This is a genomic window from Sphingomonas sp. AX6, assembly GCF_902506605.1.
Classification (GTDB): domain Bacteria; phylum Pseudomonadota; class Alphaproteobacteria; order Sphingomonadales; family Sphingomonadaceae; genus Sphingomonas.
This window is the reverse complement of the sequence record NZ_LR733979.1, coordinates 472,234-498,319: the sequence shown is the minus strand read 5'-3', so window position 1 is coordinate 498,319 and position 26,086 is coordinate 472,234. Positions and strand designations below refer to the sequence as shown.

The 26,086-nt window shown below is 64.0% G+C and carries 28 protein-coding genes; 8 read left to right on the top strand and 20 right to left on the bottom strand.

Annotated features, from left to right (window positions below; genetic code table 11):
- Genes ENHY17A_RS02465 through ENHY17A_RS02450 form a run of 4 tightly spaced genes read right to left on the bottom strand, consistent with a single transcriptional unit; the run spans position 1 to position 1,692 of the window.
- Entirely contained in the window at positions 1 to 147 is a 147-nt protein-coding gene (locus tag ENHY17A_RS02465) for a hypothetical protein (RefSeq protein WP_159709751.1), read from the bottom strand.
- Positions 144 to 431, bottom strand: a complete 288-nt coding sequence (locus ENHY17A_RS02460) for an NAD(P) transhydrogenase subunit alpha (RefSeq protein ID WP_159709749.1) — start codon at positions 429 to 431, stop codon at positions 144 to 146. The genes ENHY17A_RS02465 and ENHY17A_RS02460 overlap by 4 nt, the downstream gene beginning before the upstream one ends.
- Before the next feature lie 12 nt (positions 432 to 443).
- The gene (locus tag ENHY17A_RS02455; RefSeq protein WP_159709747.1) at positions 444 to 1,568 is read right to left on the bottom strand and encodes an NAD(P) transhydrogenase subunit alpha; all 1,125 of its coding nucleotides are present in this window, start codon (positions 1,566 to 1,568) and stop codon (positions 444 to 446) included.
- Position 1,569: 1 nt separating this feature from the next.
- Positions 1,570 to 1,692: an aa3-type cytochrome c oxidase subunit IV gene (locus tag ENHY17A_RS02450; RefSeq protein WP_201296329.1), complete on the bottom strand. Its 123-nt coding sequence runs from the start codon at positions 1,690 to 1,692 to the stop codon at positions 1,570 to 1,572.
- A 152-nt stretch (positions 1,693 to 1,844) separates the two neighbouring features.
- Between ENHY17A_RS02450 and ENHY17A_RS02445 the strand changes: the two genes are divergently transcribed.
- Positions 1,845 to 3,269 carry a sigma-54-dependent transcriptional regulator gene (locus ENHY17A_RS02445; RefSeq protein ID WP_159709745.1) on the top strand — a complete coding sequence of 475 codons (1,425 nt, stop codon included), beginning with the start codon at positions 1,845 to 1,847 and terminating at the stop codon, positions 3,267 to 3,269.
- 140 nt (positions 3,270 to 3,409) lie between these two features.
- A complete protein-coding gene (locus tag ENHY17A_RS02440) occupies positions 3,410 to 4,156 on the top strand; it encodes an SDR family NAD(P)-dependent oxidoreductase (RefSeq protein WP_159709743.1) in 747 nt (248 codons plus the stop codon).
- 212 nt (positions 4,157 to 4,368) lie between these two features.
- Here ENHY17A_RS02440 and folP read toward each other — a convergent pair whose 3' ends face one another.
- The 6 genes from folP to glmM form a co-directional block, all read right to left on the bottom strand.
- Positions 4,369 to 5,496: a dihydropteroate synthase gene (gene folP, locus ENHY17A_RS02435; RefSeq protein WP_159709741.1), complete on the bottom strand. Its 1,128-nt coding sequence runs from the start codon at positions 5,494 to 5,496 to the stop codon at positions 4,369 to 4,371.
- Between the two features lie 101 nt (positions 5,497 to 5,597).
- Positions 5,598 to 6,728 (bottom strand): site-specific DNA-methyltransferase, encoded by a 1,131-nt coding sequence (locus tag ENHY17A_RS02430; RefSeq protein WP_159709739.1) that lies wholly within the window; start codon positions 6,726 to 6,728, stop codon positions 5,598 to 5,600.
- 322 nt (positions 6,729 to 7,050) lie between these two features.
- Positions 7,051 to 7,647, bottom strand: a complete 597-nt coding sequence (locus ENHY17A_RS02425) for a ribonuclease HII (RefSeq protein WP_159709737.1) — start codon at positions 7,645 to 7,647, stop codon at positions 7,051 to 7,053.
- Positions 7,648 to 7,652: 5 nt separating this feature from the next.
- On the bottom strand, positions 7,653 to 8,531 hold the full coding sequence (gene thiD, locus ENHY17A_RS02420) for a bifunctional hydroxymethylpyrimidine kinase/phosphomethylpyrimidine kinase (RefSeq protein WP_159709735.1): 879 nt from the start codon (positions 8,529 to 8,531) through the stop codon (positions 7,653 to 7,655).
- A gap of 133 nt (positions 8,532 to 8,664) precedes the next feature.
- Complete coding sequence (locus ENHY17A_RS02415) at positions 8,665 to 8,889, bottom strand: DUF1272 domain-containing protein (RefSeq protein WP_159709733.1); 225 nt, start codon at positions 8,887 to 8,889, stop codon at positions 8,665 to 8,667.
- A 4-nt stretch (positions 8,890 to 8,893) separates the two neighbouring features.
- The gene (glmM, locus tag ENHY17A_RS02410; RefSeq protein ID WP_159709731.1) at positions 8,894 to 10,234 is read right to left on the bottom strand and encodes a phosphoglucosamine mutase; all 1,341 of its coding nucleotides are present in this window, start codon (positions 10,232 to 10,234) and stop codon (positions 8,894 to 8,896) included.
- A gap of 72 nt (positions 10,235 to 10,306) precedes the next feature.
- Here glmM and ENHY17A_RS02405 point away from each other — a divergent pair, with 72 nt between their 5' ends.
- Positions 10,307 to 11,566 (top strand): dicarboxylate/amino acid:cation symporter, encoded by a 1,260-nt coding sequence (locus tag ENHY17A_RS02405; protein WP_159709729.1) that lies wholly within the window; start codon positions 10,307 to 10,309, stop codon positions 11,564 to 11,566.
- Positions 11,567 to 11,721: 155 nt separating this feature from the next.
- On the opposite strand, the gene gorA is transcribed toward ENHY17A_RS02405, so the two are convergent.
- Together gorA and pgi are read right to left on the bottom strand one after the other, a co-directional pair.
- On the bottom strand, positions 11,722 to 13,071 hold the full coding sequence (gorA, locus tag ENHY17A_RS02400; RefSeq protein ID WP_159709727.1) for a glutathione-disulfide reductase: 1,350 nt from the start codon (positions 13,069 to 13,071) through the stop codon (positions 11,722 to 11,724).
- Positions 13,072 to 13,181: 110 nt separating this feature from the next.
- On the bottom strand, positions 13,182 to 14,693 hold the full coding sequence (gene pgi / locus ENHY17A_RS02395) for a glucose-6-phosphate isomerase (protein ID WP_159709725.1): 1,512 nt from the start codon (positions 14,691 to 14,693) through the stop codon (positions 13,182 to 13,184).
- A 237-nt stretch (positions 14,694 to 14,930) separates the two neighbouring features.
- Here pgi and lepB point away from each other — a divergent pair, with 237 nt between their 5' ends.
- The 5 genes from lepB to ENHY17A_RS02370 all read left to right on the top strand — a co-directional run bounded on the left by lepB (position 14,931) and on the right by ENHY17A_RS02370 (position 20,466).
- Positions 14,931 to 15,803, top strand: coding sequence for a signal peptidase I (gene lepB / locus ENHY17A_RS02390; protein ID WP_159709723.1), 873 nt, complete (start codon positions 14,931 to 14,933; stop codon positions 15,801 to 15,803).
- Positions 15,800 to 16,474: a ribonuclease III gene (gene rnc / locus ENHY17A_RS02385; RefSeq protein ID WP_159709721.1), complete on the top strand. Its 675-nt coding sequence runs from the start codon at positions 15,800 to 15,802 to the stop codon at positions 16,472 to 16,474. The genes lepB and rnc overlap by 4 nt, the downstream gene beginning before the upstream one ends.
- A gap of 295 nt (positions 16,475 to 16,769) precedes the next feature.
- Positions 16,770 to 18,056 carry a 3-methyl-2-oxobutanoate dehydrogenase (2-methylpropanoyl-transferring) subunit alpha gene (locus ENHY17A_RS02380; protein ID WP_159709719.1) on the top strand — a complete coding sequence of 429 codons (1,287 nt, stop codon included), beginning with the start codon at positions 16,770 to 16,772 and terminating at the stop codon, positions 18,054 to 18,056.
- 74 nt (positions 18,057 to 18,130) lie between these two features.
- A complete protein-coding gene (locus ENHY17A_RS02375) occupies positions 18,131 to 19,135 on the top strand; it encodes an alpha-ketoacid dehydrogenase subunit beta (protein WP_159714047.1) in 1,005 nt (334 codons plus the stop codon).
- A gap of 2 nt (positions 19,136 to 19,137) precedes the next feature.
- The gene (locus ENHY17A_RS02370) at positions 19,138 to 20,466 is read left to right on the top strand and encodes a dihydrolipoamide acetyltransferase family protein (protein ID WP_159709717.1); all 1,329 of its coding nucleotides are present in this window, start codon (positions 19,138 to 19,140) and stop codon (positions 20,464 to 20,466) included.
- 161 nt (positions 20,467 to 20,627) lie between these two features.
- Here ENHY17A_RS02370 and ENHY17A_RS02365 read toward each other — a convergent pair whose 3' ends face one another.
- From ENHY17A_RS02365 to ENHY17A_RS02330, 8 genes are all read right to left on the bottom strand, one after another.
- Positions 20,628 to 20,909 (bottom strand): hypothetical protein, encoded by a 282-nt coding sequence (locus tag ENHY17A_RS02365; protein ID WP_159709715.1) that lies wholly within the window; start codon positions 20,907 to 20,909, stop codon positions 20,628 to 20,630.
- 119 nt (positions 20,910 to 21,028) lie between these two features.
- Positions 21,029 to 22,096, bottom strand: a complete 1,068-nt coding sequence (aroC, locus tag ENHY17A_RS02360) for a chorismate synthase (protein ID WP_159709713.1) — start codon at positions 22,094 to 22,096, stop codon at positions 21,029 to 21,031.
- Positions 22,093 to 22,347 carry a DUF2442 domain-containing protein gene (locus tag ENHY17A_RS02355; RefSeq protein ID WP_159709711.1) on the bottom strand — a complete coding sequence of 85 codons (255 nt, stop codon included), beginning with the start codon at positions 22,345 to 22,347 and terminating at the stop codon, positions 22,093 to 22,095. The genes aroC and ENHY17A_RS02355 overlap by 4 nt, the downstream gene beginning before the upstream one ends.
- Entirely contained in the window at positions 22,322 to 22,573 is a 252-nt protein-coding gene (locus ENHY17A_RS02350) for a DUF4160 domain-containing protein (protein WP_159709709.1), read from the bottom strand. The genes ENHY17A_RS02355 and ENHY17A_RS02350 overlap by 26 nt, the downstream gene beginning before the upstream one ends.
- Positions 22,574 to 22,613: 40 nt before the next feature.
- Positions 22,614 to 23,135 (bottom strand): GNAT family N-acetyltransferase, encoded by a 522-nt coding sequence (locus ENHY17A_RS02345; protein ID WP_236547704.1) that lies wholly within the window; start codon positions 23,133 to 23,135, stop codon positions 22,614 to 22,616.
- Between the two features lie 13 nt (positions 23,136 to 23,148).
- The gene (gene fabI, locus ENHY17A_RS02340) at positions 23,149 to 23,952 is read right to left on the bottom strand and encodes an enoyl-ACP reductase FabI (RefSeq protein ID WP_159709707.1); all 804 of its coding nucleotides are present in this window, start codon (positions 23,950 to 23,952) and stop codon (positions 23,149 to 23,151) included.
- The gene (locus ENHY17A_RS02335) at positions 23,949 to 24,824 is read right to left on the bottom strand and encodes a YihY/virulence factor BrkB family protein (RefSeq protein WP_159714043.1); all 876 of its coding nucleotides are present in this window, start codon (positions 24,822 to 24,824) and stop codon (positions 23,949 to 23,951) included. Before ENHY17A_RS02335 ends, fabI begins: the two co-directional genes overlap by 4 nt.
- Before the next feature lie 221 nt (positions 24,825 to 25,045).
- Entirely contained in the window at positions 25,046 to 25,987 is a 942-nt protein-coding gene (locus tag ENHY17A_RS02330) for a DnaJ C-terminal domain-containing protein (RefSeq protein ID WP_159709705.1), read from the bottom strand.
- Positions 25,988 to 26,086 lie beyond the last annotated feature (99 nt).

The following is a 26,086-nucleotide window of genomic DNA, read 5'->3' as shown; positions in this document are numbered from 1 at the left end:
TCAGCGCACCCCCGCCGCTACCGCGTCCACACGATTATCGCGCAGCGCCCTATCCTTGCCGATCTGATAACCCATGAAGACGACAAAGATCAGCGCCAAGGTCCACCGGTTTGCCCGCCCCCAATCTGCGAGCCTACGCACCGTCATTTGGCGCGCTCCTTCTTCTTGTACATCGCCAGCATCCGCGCGGTGACGGCGAACCCGCCGAAGATATTGATGCTGGCCAGCACCACCCCCAGCAGCCCCAGCCACTTGGCCCCCGGCACCCCGGCTGCGGCTGCCGCGATCAGTGCCCCGACGATAATGACCGAGGAGATCGCGTTGGTCACCGCCATCAGCGGCGTGTGCAGCGCCGGCGTCACCGACCACACAACATAATAGCCGACGAAACAGGCCAGCACGAAAATCGACAGGATCGAGATGAAGTCCATTGCTGCCCCCGTTTAAGCGTTCAGAAGTCGCTCGCTCACAACCTTGCCGCCTTGCGTTACGCGCACGGCATTCCCGATTTCTTCGTCCAGCACCGGACGCCCCGCATCCTTGTCCCAGAAGGCCGACAGGAAATTGAACAGGTTGCGCGAAAACAGCGCCGACGTATCCGCCGCCAATCGGCTGGGCACGTTGCGGTGGCCGACGATCTTGACCCCGTGCCGCTCGACCACTTCGCCCGCGACTGCGCCTTCGACATTGCCGCCCTGTTCGACCGCCAGGTCGACGATCACGCTGCCCGGCTTCATGCTCGCCACTTGTGCGTCGGAGATCAGGCGCGGTGCGGGCCGTCCGGGGATCAGCGCCGTGGTGATGACGATGTCCTGCTTGGCGATGTGGCTCGATACCAGCTCCGCCTGCGCCGCCTTATATTCGTCGGACATTTCAGTGGCATAGCCGCCCGACCCTTCGCCCTCGATCCCCTTCACATTCTCGACGAAGATCGGTTTCGCGCCCAGCGACAGTATCTGTTCCTTGGTCGCCGCGCGTACATCGGTCGCCGATACCTGCGCGCCAAGCCGCCGTCCGGTGGCGATCGCCTGTAAACCGGCGACGCCCACGCCCATCACGAACAATTTCGCCGCCGAGACGGTCCCAGCGGCGGTCATCATCATCGGAAAGGCGCGGCCATACTCACCCGCCGCGTCCAGCACCGCCTTGTACCCGGACAGATTCGCCTGGGACGAAAGGATATCCATCGACTGCGCGCGGGTAATGCGCGGCATGAATTCCATCGCCAGCGCTTCCAACCCGAGCGCGGCATAGCGATCCACCCGCGCCCGCTCGCCGAACGGATTGAGCCCCGCGACCAGCCATGCGCCCGGTGTCACCCCACCCAAGCTGTCGGGGTCCGGCCCCTGCACGCCCAGCACGATGTCCGCCCCGGCCAGCACGCTCGCGCGGTCGCCAATGGTCGCGCCCGCATCGGCATAGGCCTGATCGCTGATCGAAGCATGCGCGCCGGCACCCGCTTCGACCGCCAGTTCGGCACCCAAAGCGATGAATTTCTTGACCGTCTCCGGTGTGGCGGAAACCCGCCGCTCGTTCGCGGCGCCTTCCTTCAGGACCGCGATCCGCACCTTATGCGATCAGCCAGACAACGAATGCCGCAACGGCGAAACTGGCGATCGTGCCCCATTTCATCATTGCGGTGAAACCCGAATAGCTGCCTTCGGCCTGCTTCATATTGCCGTTACCGGCCATGATCGTCCCCTGAATTTGCAAAACCTTACCTCTTCTCTACCCAGACCCGCCCTTCCCCTCAAGTCCGCTCGCGCTTCGCTGCGTTTAAGCCCGTCTTTACGCCTTCACGTCTAAAACTGCCTCGATATGGGACGGAATCGGGAAGTGGATGCATGACGCGTAACGGCCAGCGCCTATTGATGCTGATCGACGAGGAACCGGCCCAGCGCCGCCTCGTCGCCGCAATTGCCGCGCGTCGCGCCTGGCGGACGATCTTTGCCAAGGACGCCGAACAGGCACTGGCCACGCTCGGCACGCCCGACGGCATGGCACTCGACGCGATCCTGCTCGACAGCTGGGCACCCGATTCGGATGCGCCCGCACTGATTGCCGAATTGCGCGAAAACCGCCCGATGCTGCCCATCCTGATGCTGACCGCCAACGGATCGGTCGGCGCAGCCGTCTCGGCAATGCGTTCGGGGGCCAGCGATTTCCTCGCTAAACCAATCGCGCCCGAACGCCTGCTCGGCGCGCTGGAGGCTGCGGTAGGCAGCGGTGCCAGCGGCGAACTTCGCCCGCTTACCGAGAAACTCTCGCATCCGCTGGGCTTCGACGAGATCGTCGGTGCATCGCCGCAATTCCGGGCCGCGCTCGCCATCGCGGCAAAGGCCGCGCGCTCGCGCGTGCCCGTGCTGATCGAGGGCGAAAGCGGGGTCGGCAAGGAAGTGATCGCAGAGGCGATCCACGCCGCCTCCCCGCGCTCCAAGAAACCGATCATCTCGGTCAATTGCGGCGCGATCCCCTCGAACCTCGTCGAATCCGAATTGTTCGGGCATGAAAAGGGCGCGTTCACGGGGGCGTTCGAACGCAAGATCGGCCGTTTCCAGGAAGCCGACGGCGGCACCATCTTCCTCGACGAAGTCGGCGAAATGCCCATCGAGGCGCAGATCAAGCTGCTTCGCCTGCTGGAGACCGGCGAAATCCATCCTATCGGCGCGCGGCGTAGCCTGGAAATCGACGTTCGCGTCATCGCGGCGACCAACAAGACGCTGATCGAGGAAGTGGAAACCGACCGCTTCCGCGAAGACCTGTACTACCGTCTCAACGTCGTCCAGGTCACGATCCCGCCCTTGCGCGACCGGATCGGCGATCTGCCTGCGCTGTCGCGGCACTTGTTGTCGCGGATCGCCAAACAGCCGGGCCTGCGTCCGCTGGGGATTACCGACGAAGCCATCGGCCTGTTCGCCAGCTACGACTGGCCGGGCAATGTCCGCCAGCTTCACAATGTATTGTTCCGCGCATCGGTGCTGTGCGACGGCGACGCGCTGACTCGTGCAGATTTCCCCCAGATCGCCGCCCATTCGGAAGGACGTCCCACCACCGGCAGCCGCACCGCGCTGGCAGCGACCAGCGGGATCACGCTGTTTCGCTCGGACGGCAATCTGCGCGCGCTCGAGGAAATCGAGGCTGACGTCATCCGCCTGGCGATCGGCCACTATCGCGGCCGCATGACCGAAGTGGCGCGTCGCTTGGGGATCGGCCGTTCGACATTGTACCGCAAGCTCGGCGAACTCGGAATCGACCAGCACGTCGCTTAACGGGAGAACCACACACCCCTCCCCGTTCGCATTGAGCTTGTCGAAATGCTGGCCTTTCTTCGTGCCAAGAAGGACAGTGCTTCGACAAGCTCAGCACAGACGGGCTGGGTTGTCGTTTCAAAACCCGCTAGCCTCTTGCCATGACCCAGGCATTTTCCGGCAAAACCGCACTCGTCACCGGTGCCGCATCCGGGATCGGCAGAGCAGTCGCCGAACACCTCGCCACGCACGACGCAGCACGACTGATCCTGATCGACCGCGACGCAGCCGCCCTCGACACGCTATCGCTCGACTGCTCCACCGACCGCGTCGCTGGCGACGTGTCGGACGAAGCGCTGTGGGACCGTATCGATCTCACGGGCCTCGACCTCGCGGTCGTCAATGCCGGGGTCGCGGGTGCATCGCCGATTGCCACCCATGGCTATGCCGAATGGCGGCGCATCTTGGGCATCAATCTTGACGGCGCGTTCCTGACGCTGCGGGCGAGCCTACGCGCCATCCACGACGGCGGCGCGATCGTCACCATCGCGTCGGCATCGGGCATCAAGCCGGAACCCGGCGTCGCCGCTTATGGCGCTTCGAAAGCCGCGCTCATCCACCTGACCAAGGTCGCGGCGAAGGAAGCCGCCGCCCGTCGTATTCGCGTCAACGCGATTGCCCCCGCTGGCGTCGAAACGCCCGTGTGGGACGCGGTTCCGATGTTCGCGGACCGCGCGCAGGCAGTCGGCCGCGACGCCGCCTTTGCCGAACTTGCGTCCATGGCCACCCCGCTGGGTCGCTATGCCAAGCCCGAAGAGATTGCCGAACAGGTTGCGTTCCTGCTGTCGGACGCGGCGGCGCTGATCACGGGAAGCGTCCTCGTCGCGGATGGTGGCTACACGCTGTAACGCTTCCGTAAAACGAACGAGGGCCGATCGATATCCAGTTTGGGACGCCACTAGCCCCCGTCACCCCGGCCGTAGTGCCGGGGTCCACTAAGCCGCTTGCGCACGTTCAAACTTGGAGCAATTTGATTGCCGCCTGGTGGACCCCGGCACTACGGCCGGGGTGACGGCGTGGTTCGGCTTGCCTTGGTTTTGCTGGATGTCGATCGACGATCCTAACCCAGCCGCTGGGTCAGCGCCGCATCGCGCAACCCGCGCCACACCCGCACCGCCTGAACCGTCTCCGCCACGTCATGCACCCGAATGATCTGGCACCCGCTCTCAACCGCCTTCATCGCCAGCGCCAAACTCCCGCCCAGCCGTTCGCTCGCAGGCGCTTCGTTGGACAGCGCCCCGATCAACCGCTTGCGGCTGGCGCCAAGCAGCACCGGGCACCCCAGCGCGTGGAAGATCGTCAGTCCGTTCATCAATTCCAGATTCTGGGCCACCGTCTTGCCGAAGCCGATGCCCGGATCGACGATGATCTTCGCGCGATCCACGCCGCTCGCCACCACCGCCTCGATCCGCGCCTCCAGCCAATCGTAAACCGCAAGCAACGCATCGCCCCCCGGCATCTCGCCATGCCCGCCGTCTTTCGGATCGGGCGAGTGCATCAGCGCCACCGGGCAACCGCTGCGCGCCACCACCTCGGCCGCACGGTCGTCATAGGCAAGCGCTGCGACATCGTTGACGATGGCCGCGCCCGCGGTGAGCGCAGCCTCCATCACCGCCGCCTTGCGTGTGTCGATCGAAACGAGATTGCCGCCGCGCGCCAACCGCTCGACGACCGGCACCACGCGCTTGATCTCGTCGCCTTCCCACATCGTGGCTGCGCCCGGTCGCGTCGATTCGCCACCAACGTCGATCAGCGCCGCGCCTGCCTCGGCCATGCGCGCGCCAGCCTCAGCCGCACCCGCTGGACCGTCGCCATGTGCGCCGCCGTCCGAGAAACTGTCGGGCGTGACGTTCAAAATCCCCATCACCTGCGGCTGGTCGAACCGCAGCACCCGCGTCCCCAGCGTCATCGCCGGTCGCGGTGCCGCCAACCGGGCCACCTGCTCGCCTAGCCGCGCCGCCTGCGTTTCCGACACCGCGCCCATCACCGCATCGAAATCGGCCACATCGACCGCCACAGACGCCCGTCGCTCGCCGCCCTCGGCGACGATCAGCTCATAACCCGAATGAAAGACCATCCCGCCCGCCAACCGAGCAAACGCGCCATCGCGCCCAACCGGCGAATCGATGAACCGCTCGGGCCGGAGATAGAGGCGGGCGTCGGGCGAGATGTTGGGCAAGTGCACCATCGCCAACCCCTAGCCGTTCGTTTCGAGCGAAGTCGAGAAACGTGATCGTTGCGCTGGCGGACGTTTCTCGACTTCGCTCGAAACGAACGGTGGAGAGGGCATCAGGGCTGCGTCGCCAACAAATAGGTCTGGCGCAGACTATCGATCGGCTTCAACCCGTCCGCCGTTTCGTGATGCCAGAAGGTCCAGCCATTGCACGACGGCGCATTCTGCAACGTCGCACCCAGTTTGTGGATCGATCCCTCGACCCCGTCGCACAGCAGCGACCCGTCCGCGCGCACCTCTGCCCGCCAGCGCCGCTTGGCATCGCTCAGCACCGCGCCGGGCGTCAGATACCCATTTTCGATCAGCGAACCGAACGCGACCCGCGGCGCGGCGCGCCCGGCCTGCATCGTCGTGATCGCCGATTCGTCGAGCGGCAGCGCCGCGGCAATCCGCTCCTTCGCCGCTTCGATATAGCCGATTTCGCGCTCGATCCCGATGAACCGCCGCCCCAAACGTTTGGCAACCGAGCCCGTCGTGCCCGTACCGAAGAACGGATCGAGCACCACATCGCCCTTCTTGGTCGTCGCCAGCATCACGCGGTACAGCAGCGCCTCTGGCTTCTGGGTCGGGTGAACCTTGACCCCGTCCTTCTTCAACCGCTCCTGCCCGCCACAGATCGGGAATTCCCAGTCCGACCGCATCTGAAGCTCGTCGTTCAGCGTTTTCATGGTGCGATAGTTGAAGGTGTACCGCGCCTTCTCCCCCATCGACGCCCAGATCAGCGTTTCGTGCGCGTTGGTAAAACGGGTGCCCTTGAAATTGGGCATCGGGTTGGCCTTGCGCCACACCACATCATTCAGGATCCAGAAGCCCAGATCCTGCACCGCGGTCCCGACGCGGAAAATGTTGTGATAGCTGCCGATCACCCACAGCGAGCCGTTCGGCTTCAGGATGCGGCGCGCTTCCTTCAGCCAGGCGCGGGTGAAGCGGTCATAGACGGCGAAGCTGTCGAATTTGTCCCAATCATCGTCGACCGCATCGACCTGACTGCCGTCGGGGCGAAGCAGGTCGCCACCGAGCTGGAGGTTATAGGGCGGATCGGCAAAGATCATGTCGATCGACGCGGTCGGCAGCGCCTTCATCGCCGCGACGCAATCGCCCATCAGAATCTGGTCGAGGGGAAGAGCGGGCGCAGGCACCTCTGCCTTTTTCGCGCGCGCGATCCGCGTCTTTTCGATGACCGCCATTCATACCCCCCGGTTGTTGGAGCGCAGGATATCCCGGCGACCCCACCCGTCCGTCAAGCGAACATTGGTTAACGATCTGGGTTGCGAATTGGTTAACGCACGCGCTTTCCCTCTGGACAAACGAGATGTTGAGTCCGGAACTTATCCACAGCCCCAACCCCTAGCGTGTGGCCGGAAAGACTCACTCCCGACCCAAGTTATCCACAGGGAAGGTGGGTGCGCTCTCACTCCACCCGTTCGGTTCGAGCGAAGTCGAGAAACGTGACCGAGGCGATGCCATAGCGTTTCTCGACTTCGCTCGAAACGAACGGGTTGGAAGAGATTAGAGTTCTAACCAGGCCTGCGCGACCGGCGCAAAGCTCCGTCGATGCAGCGGCGTCGGCCCCAATGTCCGCAAAGCCTCCTGATGCGCCCGGCTGCCGTAACCCTTGTTCGACGCCCAGCCATAGCCGGGGTGCAGCACATCCGCCTCGATCATCATCCCGTCGCGCACGTGTTTGGCTACGATCGAGGCGGCTGCGATCGACAGACATTTCGCATCGCCCCCGACCACCGCCTGGGACCGATGCGCCCAGTCCGGACACCGATTGCCGTCGACCAGCACCATCACCGGCGCGCAGGGCAGGGCGTCTACCGCGCGCTGCATCGCCAGCATCGATGCCCACAGGATGTTGAGCCGATCAATCTCCTCGACGCTCGCCACGCCAACGCCGATGCGAGCGCATCCCAGCAATGCATCATGCAACCGCGCACGCCGGATCGCGGTCAGCGCTTTCGAATCGTCGATGCCGTCCGGAATACAATCGGGATCAAGGATCACGGCGGCGGCGACCACCGGCCCGGCAAGCGGTCCGCGACCGGCTTCATCGACACCCGCGACCGGCCCGGCATGTGCGCTTTCGAATCGGAAATCAGGCATCGCCTTCAGCCTTCGAGCGCATCGAAGGGCGAAACGCCAAGCGCGTGCCCCATCGGCCCATGCCCCCCGCCCAACCCCGGCGCAGAAATCAGCGCGGCACGAACGAACTGACGCGCCCTGGAAATACCATCTTCAAGCGGTCGTCCTTCTGCAAGACCGACCGCAAGGGCACTGGCAAAGGTGCAACCCGTTCCATGGGTATGGTTGGTTTCTATCCGAGCATCGTTCCAGCTCATCTCATGCCAACCATCGGCATCGAGCCAGTATAAAAAATCAAAAACGCGCTCCGAGTTCTTGTGACGGCAATGACGCCCTTCTCGGTCCACGCCAGATATTTCGCCATCGAGGACCAAATGTCCGCCCTTAGCAAGTACAGCCGGACAACCTGTTCGCGTGATGACGCATTCGGCAGCAGCCGCCTGATCGAGTTCCGTTTCTACGGTCATTCCAGCAAGTGCACCGAGTTCAGGCGTGTTCGGCGTCACCACCGACGCCAGCGCCATCAACCGTTCGAATGCCGCGATCGTGTCCGCGTCCGCCAGCACCGAACCGCTGGTCGCGACCATGACGGGATCGAACACGATCGGCACGCCGAACGTCGCGAGCCGGTCGGCGACGGCGTGTGCGGTTTCCGCCGATCCGATCATCCCGATCTTGACTGCATCGACGCCGATGTCGCGGACCACGCTGTCGATCTGGGCAATCACCATGTCGGTCGGCACCGGATGCACCGCATCGACCCCCAGCGTATTCTGCGCTGTGATGGCGGTGATCGCAGTCATCGCATGGCCGCCGAGCATGGTGACGGTCTTGATGTCCGCCTGAATCCCTGCGCCCCCGCCCGAATCGGATCCGGCAATGATCAGGATGCGGGGAATGGTCATGGATGCGCCCTAACAAATCCTCCCCCGGAGGGGGAGGGGGACCATGCGAAGCATGGTGGAGGGGTATTTGCCACACGCGACCTACCCCTCCGTCAGCGCGATGCGCTGCCACCTCCCCTTCAGGGGAGGATTTTCAGCGTTCGAACCGCCGCTGCGTCCCCGCCGGATGCTTCACCAGCATCTCGCGGCTGCGCACCGGTCGATCGAGCAATTCTCCGCCGCAATTGGGGCAAGTCTCATCCACCGCATCGGCGCAGGCCGCGCAATAGGTGCATTCAAACGAACAGATGAACGCGCCCGGCGCGTCCGCGGGCAAATCCGTGCCGCAGCGCTCGCAATCGGGTCGCATGTCCAGCATCGCGTCAGCCCGCCGCGACGCGCACGGCGTCGCAGATGCGGTCCACCATCCGCTCAACCTGACCCTTGTCATCGCCTTCTGCCATGACGCGGATCACGGGTTCGGTGCCCGATGGGCGAATCACCAGCCGCCCCTTGCCGTCCAGTTCGGCCTCGGCCTCGGCGATCACCGCCTTGACGCTCTCCGCCTCCAGCGGCTTGCCGCCTGCGAACCGCACATTCTTCAGCAACTGTGGCAAGGGATCGAAGCGGTGCAGCACCTCGCTGGCGGGTGCGCCCGCGCGCTGCAACTCGGCCAGCACCTGCAACCCGGCGACCAGCCCGTCGCCGGTCGTCGCATAATCCGACAGGATGATATGCCCCGACTGTTCACCGCCGACGTTATAGCCCGACGCGCGCATCTTCTCCAACACATGCCGGTCCCCGACCTTGGTCCGGATCAGGCCAAGCCCCTGCGCCGACAGATGTCGCTCCAGCCCCAGATTGGACATCACGGTCGCGACCAGCCCGCCGCCGGACAGCCGTCCATCACGCGCCCAGCCGCTGGCGATCGTCGCCATCAACTGGTCGCCGTCCACCACCTTGCCGTTTTCATCGACCACGATCAGCCGATCGGCATCGCCGTCGAGCGCGATGCCGATCGCGGCTCCGCTCGCGACAACGGTTTCGCACAAAGTTTCGGGTGCGGTCGATCCGACCTTGTGATTGATGTTCTTGCCGTTGGGATTGACCCCGATCGCGACGACGTCCGCGCCCAGCTCCCATAACGCCGACGGTGCCACCTGATAGGCCGCGCCGTTCGCGCAATCGACGACGATCTTCATCCCGTCGAGCCGCATGTCCTGTGGGAAGGTCGATTTGGCGAAGTGGATATAGCGGCCCTTGGCATCGTCGATCCGCTTCGCCCGTCCGATATGCTCGGACGGCGCCAGCGGCACATCGCCGTCGATCAGCGCCTCGATCGCTTCCTCGTCGGCATCGGACAATTTGTAGCCGTCCGGCCCGAACAACTTGATGCCATTGTCGGCATAGGGATTGTGGCTGGCGGAAATCATCACGCCCATGTCGGCACGCATCGAATGGGTCAGCATCGCAACGGCAGGCGTCGGCATCGGCCCGACCAACACCACGTCCATGCCGACGCTGGTAAAGCCTGCAACCAGCGCGTTCTCGAGCATATAGCCCGAAAGCCGCGTATCTTTGCCGATCACCACGCGGTGGCGGTGGTCCCCGCGCTGGAAATGCGCGCCTGCCGCCATACCGACCTTCATCGCCATTTCGGCGCTCATCACCGGGCTGTTGGTCGCGCCCCGGATTCCGTCGGTGCCGAAATATTTTCTTGCCATTACGTGCTTTGTCCTCACCTTGCGGCGACCTATCGTCGTGGCTGATAGCGCGCGAAACCAAAAAGGGCGAGCATGTCGCAACCACTTCGTATCTTTCTCAGCCTGATCGGCGGCCTTGCGATCGGCATCTTCTGGTCGTCGCAATCGCCGGAAGGCGCGCAGGATGCCGCCGCCGTCGCACAGCCGATCGGCACCGCCTGGCTCAACGCGTTGCGCATGACGATCGTACCGCTGGTGGTCGCACTGCTCGTGACCGGGATCGCCACCGCCGCCGAAGCCGCCCGTGCCAACAAGCTGGCGGCACGCGCCTTCGTCACCTTCATCACCATCCTGTGGACTTCGGCGGCGTTGGGCGCGTTCCTGACGCTCGGCTTCCTCGACCTGTTTCCGTTGGCAGCAGACCCCGCCGCGGCGCTCCGTAGCACCTTTGCGACCGCCGCCCCCGCAGGTGATATCCCGCCGTTCAGCGAATTCTTATCGGCGATGATCCCGACCAATCCGATCGCGGCGGCGGCCGAGGATGCGTTTCTGCCGTTGATCGTCTTCACCACCGCCTTCGCCTTTGCGATCACGCGCCTGCCGGTCGAACCACGCAAGCAGCTCGTCAGCTTCTTTCAAGCGATCGGCGATGCAATGCTGGTGCTGATCGGCTGGGTTCTGTGGCTTGCCCCTATCGGCGTCGGTGCGCTGGCCTTCATGGTCGGCGCGCAGGCGGGGACGGCGGCATTCGGTGCGCTCGTCCATTACATCCTGATCGTGTCCGCGGTCGGCGGCGTCATCTGGCTGCTCGCCTATCCGCTCGGCGTCATCGGCGGGCGCGTTTCACCGCAAAATTTCGTGCGTGCGGCACTTCCTGCACAGGCCGTCGCGATCTCCACCCAGTCTAGCCTCGCGTCGCTACCCGCCACGCTAAAGGGCGCGCATATGCTGCACGTACCGGTCGCCAGCGCAGGCGTGGTCCTGCCGCTCGCCGTCGCGATCTTCCGCGCGACCGGTCCGGCCATGAATATCGCGGTCGCGCTCTACGTCGCGCACGTCTTCGGCATGGAACTGACTCCGGCCCAAATCGCGGCCGGAATCGCTGCCGCGGCCATCACCACGATGGGATCGGTCAGCCTGCCGGGGTCGATCAGCTTCATCAGCTCGATCGCGCCGATCGCCATTGCCATGGGCGTGCCGATCGAGCCCCTTGCGCTGCTGGTCGCAGTGGAGACGCTGCCCGACATCATGCGGACGGTGGGCAATGTGACGATGAACCTGGCGGTCACGACGACGGTATCGAACCGGGCGGGCGTGACGTCGGAGACGGAGGCCGACGCGCTGCTGGATTGAGGGGGCTCGCTTCCCCAGTCCTTCGTCACCCCGGCCGAAGTGCCGGGGTCCACCGGGCGGCAGGACCAATCACAAGAAGCTCGAACGGAGCGAAAGCCGCTTGGTGGACCCCGGAACGAGTCCGGGGTGACGGGATGGAGTGATTCTGCGGCGAATCACCGCATCAACACAAGCTCTTCCGCCATGCTCGGATGCAGCGCCACGGTCGCGTCGAAATCGGCCTTGGTCAGCCCGGCCTTCACCGCGATTGCAGCCGCTTGCAGGATTTCCGGCACGTCCGGCCCGATCATGTGCAGCCCCAGAATCTTGCCCGTCTCGCTGTCGCAGATCATTTTGTAGAGCGCGCGTTCGTTGCGGCCCGCCAGCACATTCTTCATCGCCCGGAAATCGGAGAGATAGACCTTTACAGATCCGAACTGCTCCTTGGCCTGGCCCTCGGTCAGGCCGACGCCTGCAATCGGGGGATGGCTGAACACCGCTGCCGGGATACAGCCATAATCGACCCGCGTCGGCTTGCCGCCATAAATGGTGTCGGCGAACGCCTGGCCTTCGCGGATTGCGATCGGCGTCAGTTGCACGCGGTTGGTGACATCGCCGACCGCATAGATCGACTTGCATGCCGACTGATTGTCGTCATCGACCGGGATCGCGCCTTTGTCGTCGAGTTCGATCCCCGCCTTGTCCAGCCCCAGCTTTTCGGTGTTGGGCACGCGGCCTGTGGCGAACAGCACGAGATCGACCTCCATCGGCTCGTGGTTCGACATCGACACTCTGAGCGCGCCGCTCTTCAGCTTCTCGATCCCCTGAAAATCGGCGTTGAAGCGGAAATCGATCCCCTTCATCATCGAAATCTGGAGCAGCCGGTCGCGCACGCTCTCGTCATAACCGCGCAGGATCACGTCGCTGCGGTTGATCAGCGTCACCTTGGATTTGAACTCGTTGAAGATGCCGGCGAATTCGTTGGCGATATAGCCCGCGCCCGCGATCAGCACGCGTTCGGGCAATTTGTCGAGATGGAAGACCTCGTTCGACGTGATCCCCAGCTCGTGCCCCGGACAGCTTGGCACATGCGGCCGCGCGCCGACCGCGATCAGGATGCGTTCGGCAGTGATCGTGCGTCCGCTCGCCAGCTTGACCTCGTTCGGTCCGGTGACGGTCGCTCGGTCGAGAATCACTTCGACCCCGTGGCTGTCGAGCGTGTTGGTATAGGCGGTGTTCAGCCGATCGACTTCGCCCAGCACATTGTCGCGCAGCCGTTCCCAGCTGAAGGCGCATTCGTCGGGCACGTCCCAGCCGAACGCCTTGGCGTCGCGCAAATCCTCCGCGAAGTGCGCGCCGTAGACGAGCAGCTTTTTGGGGACGCAACCGCGGATGACGCAGGTGCCGCCGACCCGATATTCCTCGGCCAGCGCCACTTTCGCGCCATGCGCCGCCGACACCCGCGCTGCGCGCACGCCGCCCGAACCGCCACCGATGACGAACAGATCATAATCGTATTTTGCCATCGGTCTTCTCACTTCGGTCCGTCACCCCCGCGAAGGCGGGGGTCCATCTCCCGGACACGCCCCACGGCACGAACAGGAGATGGGTTCCCGCCTGCGCGGGAACGACGTGGTTACGCGGAAAGCCCCGCACGCTTCAGCAGGTCGGTGGTGGACGCATCAAAGTCCAGCCCGCCCCCGGAACTGGCAGCGTCTGCCGCCTTGGCCATTTCCTTGCCCAGCTCGACCCCGAACTGATCGAACGGATTGATCCCCAGCATCGCCGCGCTGACGAAGGTTCGGTGTTCGTAGAACGCCAACAACGCGCCCAGTGTGCGCGGGTCGAGCGTATCGAGCAGCAAGGTCGATGACGGCCGGTCGCCCGGATAGGCGCGCGCCGGGTCGTCATGTCCCTTGCCCGCCATCAGCGCCGCGCCCTGCGCGAAGCAATTGATCAGCAATTGCCGGTGATGATCGTCGGAGAACACGTCCTCCTGCTCGATCACCGCGACGAATTCGACCGGCACCAGTCGCGTCCCCTGATGCAGCAACTGGAACACCGCGTGCTGCCCGTCGGTGCCGACCCCGCCCCAGGTGATCGGCGCGGTCGGGCGCGTGACCCTCTCCCCGTCGGTGGTCACGCCCTTGCCGTTCGATTCCATCTCGAGTTGCTGGAGATAGCTGGGCAGCAAGCGCAGCCGCTCGTCATAGGCGAAGGTCGCGCGCGTCTCGCACCCGCGCGCCTGCGTGTAATACAGGTCCGCGAATGCCGCCATGACCGGCGCGTTCTTGGACCAGTCGCTCAGCCGGAAATGGCGATCCATTTCGGCGGCACCCTCCAGCATTTCCTCAAACGCCCCCCAGCCCAGGCCTAATGCCGCCGGAAATCCGATCGAAGACCAGAGCGAATAACGTCCGCCGACAGCTTCGTTGAACGGCAGCACGCGGGTTTCGTCAACGCCCCATTCGATCGCCTTGTCGGGCGACGCGGTCAGCGCGATGACTTGGCCGTAAGGGTCTTCGACCCCGCCTTCGCTCATCCACTGGATGGTGCTGGCGGCGTTCAACATCGTTTCGCTAGTGGTAAAGGTCTTCGATGCGATGACCAGCAGGGTCGCCGCCGGATCGAACCCGCGCGTCGCCTCTTCCAGCGCCAGCCCGTCGACGTTCGACACGATCGCCACGTCATACCGCCCGGCATCGCGGCCCAGCGCATCCATCAGCAACTCCGGCCCCAGCGCCGATCCGCCGATCCCGACATGCAGAATGAGCCGCACCGGCCCCAGCGCCTCGATCTCGATCGCGTCGATCAGCGCGCGCATCCGCGCATGAAGCCCGCGCGCGCGCTCGACGCTATCGGGGGCACCCTCGCCGCGCTCTGCAGTATGTTCGGCGGCGCGGCCCTCGGTGACGTTAACGGCTTCCCCTGCGAACAGCGCGTCGCGCTTCTCCGCGAGTTCGGCCGTCGCGGCGGCGGATTCGAACCAGCCCAGCACCTGCGGCGACAGATGCGTCTTCGACCAGTCGAAATGAATGCCCGCCACATCGACCGAAAGCTGCGCCACACGGTCGCTGTCGGCATCGAACAGGGTCTTCAACGTCGGACGGTCGAGCGCTTCGAGCGCATTCCAGTCGGGATGGGTCATGGGAGGCTCCTTCAACTTTGCGCCGTCCCTAACGCGCGAACCGGCCAATCGCCACCACGCAAATCCTCCCCGGCACGGGGAGGGGGACCATCGCAAAGCGATGGTGGAGGGGGCGGGCCGCAAGCGTTGCGCTTCGTGGCGCTCCCCCTCCGTCAGCGCTATCGCGCTGCCACCTCCCCGCCAACGGGGAGGATCAAAACCTTGACGCAACCCTCGCGTGCCAGCACAGCAACACACATGGCCGACCACACCGACAACGCGGGCCTCCCCGCAGACGATACCCCGCAACCGATCGGCAAGGGCGGCGCGCCCGCGGCTAAGCCCAAATCGGAACTGCGCGACACCGCGATCTTTCTGCTGAAGCTCGCGATTTTCGTCTTCATCATCCGCAGTTTCCTGATCTCGCCCTTCGTCATTCCGTCGGGATCGATGCTGCCGCGCCTGCTCGTCGGCGACTATCTTTTCATCACCAAATGGAATTACGGCTATTCCAAGCATTCGCTGCCGTTTAGCCTGCCGCTGATCCCCGGTCGCGTCTTCGCCTCCACCCCCGAGCGCGGCGATGTCGCGGTGTTCAAGGCGCCGCCGCAGGACGCCGACGACTGGATCAAGCGCGTGATCGGCGTCCCCGGCGACACGATCCAGATGAGCAACGGTCAGATCATCCTCAACGGCCAGCCCGTGCCGAAACAGCGCGTCGCCGATTTCGTCCTGCCGCTGACCCCCAATTTCAACGAAACCAATGGCTGCCGCGGCGAATTCGTGTCGACGGACACCGACGGCACGCCGATCTGCCGCGTGCCGCAGTTCCGCGAAACGCTGCCGAACGGCAAAAGCTATATGGTACTCGACCAGGGCAGCTTCCTGCCCGACGACACCGAAACCTTCACCGTGCCAGAAGGCCACGCCTTCATGATGGGCGACAATCGCGACGATTCGAAGGACAGCCGATTCCAGCATCTGGCGGGCGGCATCGAATTCGTGCCGCTAGAAAATATCCAGGGCAAGGCGGTCGTCAATTTCTGGTCGACCGACGGCAATGCCCAGTGGTTGATGCCCTGGACCTGGTTCACCGCCGCGCGGTGGGAGCGCATCGGGGAAGGCTTTTGAGCGACGCCGACCTGATCGACTGGCTGACCGCAACGCTGGGGCGCAGGCCCAGCAACCTTGCCCCCTATGTCCGCGCCCTGACGCATGGCAGCCAGGCGGTCGAGAATTACGAGCGGCTGGAGTTTCTGGGCGACCGCGTGCTTGGCCTCGTCATGGCCGACTGGTTGTTCGAGCGATTCCCGGATGAACCCGAGGGCAAATTGTCTCGCCGGATCAACGCGCTGGTGACCGGGGCGGCGTGTGCCGACGTCGCGCGAGAGGTCGGTGTGGCCGCGCGCATGAAGCTGGGCAAGCAGGCGCGCGACGACGGCGCGGGCGATAGCGACAATGTGCTGGGCGATGTGATGGAGGCCCTGATCGGCGCGCTCTATCTCGATCATGGGCTCGACGCCGCGCGCGATTTCGTCCGCCGCGCCTGGGCCGACCGCATCGAAACCCAGACCCGCGCGCCCAAACACCCCAAATCCGCGCTTCAGGAATGGGCCGCCGCGCATAACCGCCGCCCGCCCGAATACACCATCGTCGAGCGCTTCGGACCCCATCACGCGCCGCGATTCAGGATACGCGTCACCGTGGGCAAGCTTGCCGAGGTCGAGGCTGAGGGCGCGTCCAAACAGGAAGCCGAAACCGCCGCGGCCACCGCCATGCTCGAAAAGCTGCAATCAAATTGAGTCGCGAATCGCGCTGAACCGTCGCAGTTTGGAGACTTTCGTTCGCTGGACAGGCCTCGCGTGCAATTTCCGTTCGCGCCCTATTGGTGATCCCCCGATCTTTTGGGATGGTCCGATGACGTCCATCAGCCAAATATCGCGCGCGGAACCGCCGAAACCCGCGCATTTCAGGGCTTTCGCGGCTTAGCGCCTCCCCCCTCTCGCCATCGGCATTGAAATTATATAACAGGGAAGCCGAACCGGGTTCGCGCGTTCTGCTGGACGCGACATGACCCATTATTGCTCGGGAGAGACCATGACCGGCGAGCCATCGCGCGCCAATTTGCCGCCGCTATCGCTGCACGTACCCGAGCCCAAATTCCGGCCCGGCGACGCAGTCGATTTCAGCGATTTCGACGTGCCGCCTGCGGGCGAGCAGCGTCGGCCCGACACGGCCGAGGCCGCCGACAAGTTCCACGACCTGGCGTTCACGCTGGTCCGCGTGCTGGACGACGAAGGCAATGCGGTCGGCCCGTGGAACCCGCGCCTTTCCCCCGACAAGTTGCGCCAGATGCTCCGCTACATGGCGCTGCTGCGTGCGTTCGACGAGCGCATGTTCCGCGCCCAGCGCCAAGGCAAGACCAGTTTCTACATGAAGGCGACCGGCGAAGAGTCGGTCGCGGTTGCGGCCACCATGGCGCTGCAACGCGACGACATGACCTTTCCCAGCTATCGCCAGCAGGGCATCCTGATCGCGCGCGACTGGTCGCTGGTCGACATGATGAACCAGATCTATTCGAACAGCGCCGACCGCCTGCAAGGCAAGCAGTTGCCGATCATGTATTCGACAAAGGAAGGCGCGTTCTTCTCGATCTCGGGCAATCTCGCGACGCAATATCCGCAGGCCGTGGGCTGGGCGATGGCATCGGCGGCAAAGGGCGATACCCGCATCGCCGCGACCTGGTGCGGAGAGGGTTCGACCGCGGAGGGCGATTTCCACTCCGCCCTGACCTTCGCCACGGTCTATCGCGCACCCGTCATCCTCAATGTCGTCAACAATCAGTGGGCGATCTCCAGCTTTTCGGGCTTTGCGGGCGCGGAGGCGACGACGTTTGCGGCACGCGCGGTCGGCTACGGCATTGCGGGGCTGCGCATCGACGGCAACGACGCACTCGCAGTCTATGCCGCGACCGAATGGGCGGCGGAGCGCGCACGCACCAATCAGGGGCCGACGCTGATCGAACATTTCACCTACCGGACCGAAGGCCATTCCACCTCCGACGATCCCGGCCAGTATCGCAGCGCGGATGAGGCGACCGAATGGCCGCTGGGCGATCCGATCAAGCGGTTGAAGGATCACCTCATCAAGCTCGGCGAATGGGACGAGGAACGCCATGCCGCGCAGGATCTCGAACTCGCCGAGACGGTAAAGGCCGCGCAGAAGGAAGCCGAGAAGAACGGCATCCTCGGCCACGGCCTCCACCAGCCGCTCGATACGCTGTTCGACGGCGTGTACGAGGAAATGCCCTGGCATCTGAAGGAGCAGCGTCAGCAGATGCTGGACGAGGAACAGACAAGCGGCCGTCCATGGGATCGGAAGTGAGCGATATGAGCGATCTCGAAACTCCCGAAGCCCGCATCGCGCCGACGCCCGACCGCGAAGGCGACAGCGTCCGCATGAACATGATCCAGGCGATCAATTCGGCGATGGACGTGCTGATGGACCGCGACCCCAACGTCATCGTGATGGGCGAGGATGTCGGCTATTTCGGCGGCGTGTTCCGCGCGACCGCGGGCTTGCAGAAGAAATTCGGCAAGACCCGCGTGTTCGACACCCCGATCACCGAATGCGGCATCATCGGCGTCGCGGTCGGCATGGGCGCGTACGGCCTGCGCCCCGTCCCCGAAATCCAGTTCGCTGATTACATCTACCCCGCGCTCGACCAGCTCGTGTCGGAAGCCGCCCGCCTCCGCTATCGCTCGGCAGGCGAGTTCACCGCGCCGATCACCGTGCGCTCGCCCTTTGGCGGCGGCATCTTCGGTGGCCAGACGCACAGCCAATCACCGGAGGCGATCTTCGCGCACGTCTCCGGCCTGAAAACCGTGATTCCGTCGAACCCCTATGACGCAAAGGGCCTGCTGATCGCCGCGATCGAGGACAATGACCCGGTCATCTTCTTCGAACCCAAGCGCATCTATAACGGCCCGTTCAACGGCCATTGGGACAAACCCGCCAGCAATTGGTCGAAACACCCGGCAGGCGAAGTCCCCACTGGCTATTACCGCATCCCGCTTGGCAAGGCGGCGATCGTGCGGCCCGGCGAAGCACTCACCGTGCTCGCTTACGGCACGATGGTCCATGTCGCGGCAGAGGCGGTGCGCGAAGCGGGCATCGATGCAGAGATCATTGATCTCCGCACGCTCGTTCCGCTCGACATCGAGACGATCGAGGAATCGGTGAAGAAAACCGGCCGCTGCCTGATCGTCCACGAAGCGACCCGCACGCAAGGCTTCGGCGCGGAGCTGTCGGCGCTGGTACAGGAACGCTGCTTCTATCACCTGGAGGCCCCGGTCGAACGCGTCACTGGCTTCGACACGCCCTACCCGCACAGCCTGGAATGGGCTTACTTCCCCGGCCCCGTGCGGATCGGCATGGCGCTCAAAAAGATCATGAAGGACTAAGCATGGCGCAGTTCAAGTTTCGCCTGCCGGACATTGGCGAAGGCATTTCCGAAGCCGAAATCGTGGCGTGGCATATCAAGGTCGGTGACCGGGTCGAGGAAGATCAGCAGATCGCCGACATGATGACCGACAAGGCGACGGTCGAGATGGAATCGCCAGTGTCAGGCACGGTCGTCGAACTGGCAGGCGAAGTCGGCGATCAGGTTGCGATCGGATCGACACTGGTGGTGATCGAAACCGAAGGCGAGGTCGCAGAAACGCCCGCATCGGACGAAGCCGTCGAGCAGATCGAAGCGGAAACGCCCGGTGCGAAAGACGGTGAGGCTCCTGTCCCTACGCCCACCCCACAAACCGTTCGCGCTGAGCCTGTCGAAGCGCTGTCCTTCTCTTCCGGGCCGAGCAAGAAAGAAGAAGGACAGGACTTCGACAAGCTCAGTCCGAACGGGGATAGGGAAGCGCGCAAGGAGGATCACAAAGCGCTTGCCTCCCCCGCCGTCCGCCTACGCGCCAAGGAACTCGGCATCGATCTCGCATCGGTCAGAACCGATGGCGACCGCATCCGCCACGCCGATCTTGACGCGTTCCTTCGCTATGGCAGCGGCGAGGGCTATCATGCGCCGCACGTCAGCCGCGCCCGCGCGGACGAGACCGTCAAGGTCATCGGCATGCGCCGCCGCATCGCCGAGAACATGGCTGCGTCGAAGCGCAACATCCCGCACTTCACCTATGTCGATGAAATGGACGTCACCGCGCTGGAGGCGATGCGCGCGGACCTGAACGCCAATCGCGGCTATCGCCCGAAACTGACGATGCTGCCCTTCCTGATCGTCGCGATCTGCCGCAGCTTGCCGGACTTCCCGATGCTCAACGCGCGTTACGACGACGAAGTGGGCGTAGTCACACGGTCGGGTCGCGTGCACCTCGGCATGGCGACCCAGACCGATGCGGGCCTGATGGTCCCCGTCATCCGCGACGCGCAGGACATGAATGTCTGGCAATTGGCGAGCGAGATCGGTCGCCTCGCCGACGCGGCGCGCACCGGCAAGGCCAAGTCGGAAGAGCTGTCTGGATCGACGATCACGATCACCTCGCTCGGCCCACTTGGCGGCATCGCGACCACACCGGTCATCAACCGCCCCGAAGTCGCGATCCTCGGCCCCAACAAGATTGTCGAGCGCCCGATGTTTCAGGGCGACGACATCGTGCGGGCCAAGCTGATGAACTTTTCGATCAGCTGCGACCACCGCGTCGTCGATGGCTGGGACGCGGCCAGCTATGTGCAAGCGCTCAAGAAACTCGTCGAAACCCCCGTCCTGCTGTTCGCGGACTGAGGGTTGTCACCACACCCGTTCGTTTCGAGCGAAGTCGAGAAACGCTAGCGAACCGCTCGCAATACATGTCTCGACTTCGCTCGAAACGAACGGGCGAAATGGAATAAGCCCAAAAACGGGCCGGGGATCGCTCCCCGGCCCTCTTCATTCACCCTCTGGGCTCAACCCTGTGGCGGCGTCGGATCGGTCGGCGGGGTCGTGAGGTCGTCCTCGCTCGGCTCACCCATCGGCTCTTCGGTCGGCGCGGGCGGTGTCGTTTCATCCGCAGGCACCGGTTCCGCAGGCACCGGATCGGTGGTCGGTGCTGGCGTGGTGCTGTTGTCCCAAGCTTCTTCGGCCTGCATGTTGTTTTCGACCGGCGCGTCCTGGGTATCGGCAACCTGCGCCAGAGCGGCGGTCGAACCGAACAGGATCAAGGCAGAAGCAAGTGCTTTGGTACGCATGATTTCAAATTCTCCGTGTTGTTTCGCCCCTTACAACATCGGAAATGGCGCTTTTGAGCCATTTTTAAAGTTCGGCTCACCCCTCGAATCACTCACCAACCGGCGAGGCGAGCCTTATTTCAGCCACATTGCGCCCGGTGCAACAGCTTCTGATCCGCTAGCACCAGCGCCATCATCGCCTCGACCACTGGAACGCCCCTTATGCCGACGCAGGGGTCGTGGCGCCCCTTGGTTGCGATCTCGGTCGCTTCGCCTTCGGGCGTGATCGTTTTCACCGGGGTCAAGATCGAGCTTGTCGGTTTGAAAGCCACGCGCAGCCGCACCGGCTGCCCGGTGGAAATGCCGCCCGCGATCCCGCCTGCGTGATTGGCGAGGAAGTCCGGGCCTTCCACACCGGGTCGCATCGCATCGGCATTCTGCTCGCCCGACAGCATCGCCGCGCCGAAGCCATCGCCGATCTCTACCCCCTTCACCGCGTTGATCGACATTGCGGCCGCCGCCAACTCGCTGTCGAGCTTGGCATAGAGTGGTGCGCCCCAGCCTGCGGGAACCCCGCTTGCCTCGCACGCCACGACTGCACCCAGCGAAGACCCCGCCTTGCGCGCACCATCGACCAATGCTTCCCAGCGGATCGCCGCCTGGGGGTCGGGACCGAAGAACGGGTTGTTGGCAATCTCGTTCGCATCGAACCGCGCCGGATCGATCGCATCGCCGCCGATCGCCTCGACCCAGCCGGTGATCGTCACTTCGGGAATCACCAATCTCGCGACCGCCCCCGCCGCGACCCGCGCCGCCGTCTCGCGCGCAGACGACCGCCCGCCACCGCGATGATCGCGAAACCCGTATTTGGCGTCATAGGCATAATCGGCATGGCCCGGACGATACGCCTTGGCGACCTCGGAATAATCCTTCGACCGCTGATCCACATTCTCGATCATCAGCGAAATCGGCGTGCCCGTCGTCCTCCCCTCGAACACGCCCGACAGGATGCGCACCTGATCGGGCTCGCGCCGCTGGGTGGTGAAGCGCGAGGTGCCGGGACGTCGCTTGTCGAGAAACGGCTGGATATCGCCTTCCGACAACGCAATCCCCGGCGGGCACCCGTCGATGACAACGCCCAGCGCCGGACCATGGCTTTCGCCCCAGGTGGTGAAGCGGAACACCCGCCCGAAGCTGTTCCAGCTCATGCGGCGCTGCGCGAGCCTCGCGTTTGGTCGCCGCGACCCGCAAGCAAGCCAGCGATCGAAATGTCCTCGTCCAGCGCGTCCCAGTGCAAGCCCGTCGGACTGATCTCGACAGCTCGAAGGTCGGCCACCGAGCCATTTCGCAACCTCGGAAACCAAGCAAGCGGCACGCCCAGAACGCGCCCATCGTCTAGCCGGACCCACATCTGGTCGGTGTCGAAATTCACCTCAACGGCGCGTGGAGAAATGTTCATTCCAGGCATCCTCGATCTCGGAGCGGCGCAGCATCACTGTTTTGACGATCCATCGCTGAGTGCGTGCGTCGAACCCGTGGTTATACGCAAACTGTACGTCGGGATACAGCCACAGCTTCGCATCCACACCGTCTTTGAAGACATGCACATGCACGGGTTCCCGCGGATTGCCTTCGTCGGAATAGAAGTGGAATCGATATCCCGCCTCTTTGAATATAGCCGGCATCAATGGTGTCGGGCGACAAGAAGGATTGACCGGTCGATGCTCATGCGTCTTCCCCCAGCATCGCGAACGCGGCCGCGTGATCGCACCGCCCCCGAACGCCGCACGGCATCGCGCCGTCCTGTAAGGGTACGGCCATAAAATATTCCCCGGCATAGGGGCTGTCGAAGCCCGTGGCCCAATCGGCGGCATAGCCGAAGCGCCCGTAATAAGCCGGATCGCCGAGCACGAAAGACAGCATGACTTGGGCATCGCGAAGCCGGTCATGCCCCGCCGCGACCAGCGCCTCCGCTACGCCCTGCCGTCGGTGCGTGGGCGCGGTCGCAACCGGCGCCAGCGCGACCGCGGCGATCGGCTTACCCGCCACCTCGACCGTCATCCGGCTGAACACGGCGACCCCTGCAAGCGCGTCCGCTTCCTCGGCCACCATCGCCAGCACCATGTCGCCGTCCATGCACAACCGCTGGACCAGCAACGCCTCGTCCGGCGCGGGAAAGCTCGCGCGCAGCAGGGCGTCGATCGCGGGAACGTCCTCGGGCTGCGCGACTCTCACCTCGATCGTCACGCGCGTCTCCCGATCAGCTCAGCGCGATGTCGGGCGCGTCCTCGGCCTTCATGCCGACGACGTGATAACCGGCATCGACATGGTGGATTTCGCCGGTCACGCCGCTCGACAAATCGGACAGGAAATAGAGGCCGGAGCCGCCGACATCCTCGATCGTCACGTTGCGCTTCAGCGGCGCGTTCAGCTCGTTCCATTTGAGGATATAGCGAAAATCGCCGATCCCGCTTGCCGCCAGCGTCTTGATCGGCCCCGCCGAGATCGCGTTTACGCGGATATTGTCGCGTCCGAGATCGACGGCGAGATACTGGACCGACGTGTCCAGCGCAGACTTGGCCACGCCCATGACGTTATAATGCGGCACGACCTTTTCCGACCCGTAATAGGTCAGCGTCAGCAGCGATCCCCCGTTCGGCATCATCGCCTGCGCGCGCTTGCACACCGCGGTGAACGAATAGACCGAGATGTTCATCGTCATCAGGAAATTGTCGAGGCTGGTGTCGTAATACCGCCCGCGCAATTCGTTCTTGTCCGAAAAGCCGATCGCGTGGACCACGAAATCGATCGTCTCCCACCGCGCCTTCAACTCGTCGAACGCACGGTCGAGATCGGCCATGTCGGACACGTCGCATTCGATCAGGAAATCACAGCCCAGTTGCTCCACCAGCGGCCGCACGCGCTTTTCCAGCGCCTCGCCCTGATAGCTGAACGCCATTTCCGCGCCATGTTCGGCCAGCTTCTTGGCGATGCCCCATGCCAGCGAACGATCATTGGCGAGGCCCATGATCAGCCCGCGTTTTCCTGCCATCAATCCGGTCACGCCGCTTCATTCCCTTGTTGGTCGGATGGCGCTTCTAGCGCGCCATTCGGCTTTTCTGCCAGCGCCGCGTTGAGTTCGGCACCCATCACCACGCCCAATCCCACGATATAGAAGAAAATCAAGGCGATCATCACGCCTGCAAGGCTGCCATAGGTCAAATCGTAGCTTCCGAGCGACGAGAGCACGAGCGGCAACAGCGCGGTCGTCAGCATCCACCATCCGGCGGTAAAGGCCGCGCCCGGCCATTTCGGGCAGTTGCTCTTGCGATAGCGCCCCGGCGTCAGCGTGTAGAACAATAGATAGAGCGCCCCGAACAGCGCCAGCGCGGGTGCGATCCGCAATACCTGAACGATCTGCGCCGCATCGGTCGCGAATGGCAGCAGCCGGACGATGAACTGCTCGACCCCGGTCAACACGATCTGAAAGCTGAACGCGATCAGCACCATGATGACGGAACCGATGATGATCCCGACCGAGGTCAGCCGATACTCCCAGAATGGACGACTGAACGGCACGCCGTATGCTCGGCGCAGGATGTCGCGTACCGTTTCGATAAAACTCGCCGTCGTCCACAGCCCGACCAGCGCGCCGATCCACAGCAGATTGCCCGATCGCGCGGCGAGCACGTCGACCACCGGCTTTTGCAACAGCATCGCCACCTCAGGCGGCACGGTCTGCAGGAAGGCGTTGAGCGCCTGAAGACTGTCCCCGGTTCGTCCGAAAATACGCGCAAGCGCAGCGGCGACGATGAAGAAGGGAAACAGCGTCAGCAGCGATAAATAGGCGAGGTTGCCCGCGTGCGTAAATCCGTCGGTATAGGTGCCGACCAGCACGCGTTTTGTGACCTCCAGCACGCGTTCGCTGACGCCCATCTGCTCCAGCCGCTTGCGAAACGGCGACCTTGCCCGAGCTTCGGGCGACTGGGAGGAGATTTCGTCGGTCACCGAGCGCGCAACCCCCTAGAACCGTTCGTTTCGAGCGAAGTCGAGAAACGCGATCCGCGCGCTGGCAGACGTTTCTCGACTTCGCTCGAAACGAACGGGTGGGGTTCGATTGCGATAAAATTGCTCCTTATGAGCTTAATCGTCGGACTTTAGACGCCCAACTTGGCGCGCGGGTTCCCGTCGCCGATCGGCGTCCAACCCTCGACGAACGCTTCCAGCGCCGCATCGCCCGCGGGCAGATCGACGACCAACGTCACCAACTGGTCGCCGCGTCCGCCGCCCTTCTTGTGAAATCCCTTGCCCTTCAGCCGGAACGTCTTGCCAGACGAACTGCCCTTGGGAACCGTCAACATCACCGGCTTTTCGACGGTCGGCACGCGTACCTGCGCGCCCAAAACCGCTTCCTTGAGCGAAACCGGCAAATCCAGACGCACATCATCGCCGTCGCGCGTGAAAAAGCGGTGCGGCTGGACCTCGATCGTCACGATCGCGTCGCCATTGCCGCCTGGACCCTCTTGGCCCTTGCCGGACAGGCGCATTTGCGTGCCGGTCTCGACCCCGGCGGGGAGTTTCAGATCAATCGTCTTGGCATCGGCCAGCGTAATCCGCTGGGGGGCGAGCGCGGCGGCGTCGGTGAACGGGACTTGCAACTTGTATCCGACATTCGCGCCCTTGGGGCTCGGACGCCGCCCAAAGCCACCAAACCCGCCCGAAAAGCCGCCCCCGCCGCGCCGCTGGGCACCGCCGAACAATTCCTCGAACATGCTGCCGACATCGGCGCCATCGCTATTGAAATCGAACTGCGATCCGCCCGACCGGTACTGGCCACCTTGCCCGCCGCCGCCCATTCCGGCAAACGGATTGGTGGGGTTGCCGTCGCCGTCGATCTCGCCGCGGTCGAAGCGCGCGCGTTTGTCCTTGTCGGTCAGCAGGTCATAGGCATTGGTGACCTGGCTGAATTTTTCCGACGCCTTGGGATTGTCCTTGTTGCGATCCGGATGAAGCTGTTTCGCGAGATTGCGATACGCTTTCTTGATTTCGGCTTCGCTCGCCCCGCGTGCGACACCCAAGGTTGAATACGGATCGGCCATGAATTCCCTGTTCGATTTGGCGATTTGCTAGTGTGTTAGATCGGCGTAACAGCCGCAACGCGCAAGGGCCAGAACACTACCTTATCCCGTTCGTTTCGA

What these genes read in the sequence shown, in the direction of transcription:
- ENHY17A_RS02350 (WP_159709709.1), bottom strand. Translation starts at nt 22,573, where the DNA reads ATGCCGGCTATATTCAAAGAGGCGGGATATCGATTCCACTTCTATTCC.
- aroC (WP_159709713.1), bottom strand. Translation starts at nt 22,096, where the DNA reads ATGAGCTGGAACAGCTTCGGGCGGGTGTTCCGCTTCACCACCTGGGGC.
- ENHY17A_RS02330 (WP_159709705.1), bottom strand. Translation starts at nt 25,987, where the DNA reads ATGGCCGATCCGTATTCAACCTTGGGTGTCGCACGCGGGGCGAGCGAA.
- pgi (WP_159709725.1), bottom strand. Translation starts at nt 14,693, where the DNA reads ATGACCCATCCCGACTGGAATGCGCTCGAAGCGCTCGACCGTCCGACG.
- ENHY17A_RS02445 (WP_159709745.1), top strand. Translation starts at nt 1,845, where the DNA reads ATGACGCGTAACGGCCAGCGCCTATTGATGCTGATCGACGAGGAACCG.
- ENHY17A_RS02430 (WP_159709739.1), bottom strand. Translation starts at nt 6,728, where the DNA reads ATGGCGGTCATCGAAAAGACGCGGATCGCGCGCGCGAAAAAGGCAGAG.
- ENHY17A_RS02460 (WP_159709749.1), bottom strand. Translation starts at nt 431, where the DNA reads ATGGACTTCATCTCGATCCTGTCGATTTTCGTGCTGGCCTGTTTCGTC.
- ENHY17A_RS02380 (WP_159709719.1), top strand. Translation starts at nt 16,770, where the DNA reads ATGACCGGCGAGCCATCGCGCGCCAATTTGCCGCCGCTATCGCTGCAC.
- ENHY17A_RS02440 (WP_159709743.1), top strand. Translation starts at nt 3,410, where the DNA reads ATGACCCAGGCATTTTCCGGCAAAACCGCACTCGTCACCGGTGCCGCA.
- ENHY17A_RS02355 (WP_159709711.1), bottom strand. Translation starts at nt 22,347, where the DNA reads ATGAACATTTCTCCACGCGCCGTTGAGGTGAATTTCGACACCGACCAG.
- ENHY17A_RS02425 (WP_159709737.1), bottom strand. Translation starts at nt 7,647, where the DNA reads ATGCCTGATTTCCGATTCGAAAGCGCACATGCCGGGCCGGTCGCGGGT.
- ENHY17A_RS02450 (WP_201296329.1), bottom strand. Translation starts at nt 1,692, where the DNA reads ATGGCCGGTAACGGCAATATGAAGCAGGCCGAAGGCAGCTATTCGGGT.
- folP (WP_159709741.1), bottom strand. Translation starts at nt 5,496, where the DNA reads ATGGTGCACTTGCCCAACATCTCGCCCGACGCCCGCCTCTATCTCCGG.
- ENHY17A_RS02415 (WP_159709733.1), bottom strand. Translation starts at nt 8,889, where the DNA reads ATGCTGGACATGCGACCCGATTGCGAGCGCTGCGGCACGGATTTGCCC.
- ENHY17A_RS02375 (WP_159714047.1), top strand. Translation starts at nt 18,131, where the DNA reads ATGAACATGATCCAGGCGATCAATTCGGCGATGGACGTGCTGATGGAC.
- glmM (WP_159709731.1), bottom strand. Translation starts at nt 10,234, where the DNA reads ATGGCAAGAAAATATTTCGGCACCGACGGAATCCGGGGCGCGACCAAC.
- ENHY17A_RS02365 (WP_159709715.1), bottom strand. Translation starts at nt 20,909, where the DNA reads ATGCGTACCAAAGCACTTGCTTCTGCCTTGATCCTGTTCGGTTCGACC.
- ENHY17A_RS02405 (WP_159709729.1), top strand. Translation starts at nt 10,307, where the DNA reads ATGTCGCAACCACTTCGTATCTTTCTCAGCCTGATCGGCGGCCTTGCG.
- gorA (WP_159709727.1), bottom strand. Translation starts at nt 13,071, where the DNA reads ATGGCAAAATACGATTATGATCTGTTCGTCATCGGTGGCGGTTCGGGC.
- ENHY17A_RS02335 (WP_159714043.1), bottom strand. Translation starts at nt 24,824, where the DNA reads ATGGGCGTCAGCGAACGCGTGCTGGAGGTCACAAAACGCGTGCTGGTC.
- ENHY17A_RS02370 (WP_159709717.1), top strand. Translation starts at nt 19,138, where the DNA reads ATGGCGCAGTTCAAGTTTCGCCTGCCGGACATTGGCGAAGGCATTTCC.
- thiD (WP_159709735.1), bottom strand. Translation starts at nt 8,531, where the DNA reads ATGACCATTCCCCGCATCCTGATCATTGCCGGATCCGATTCGGGCGGG.
- lepB (WP_159709723.1), top strand. Translation starts at nt 14,931, where the DNA reads ATGGCCGACCACACCGACAACGCGGGCCTCCCCGCAGACGATACCCCG.
- ENHY17A_RS02465 (WP_159709751.1), bottom strand. Translation starts at nt 147, where the DNA reads ATGACGGTGCGTAGGCTCGCAGATTGGGGGCGGGCAAACCGGTGGACC.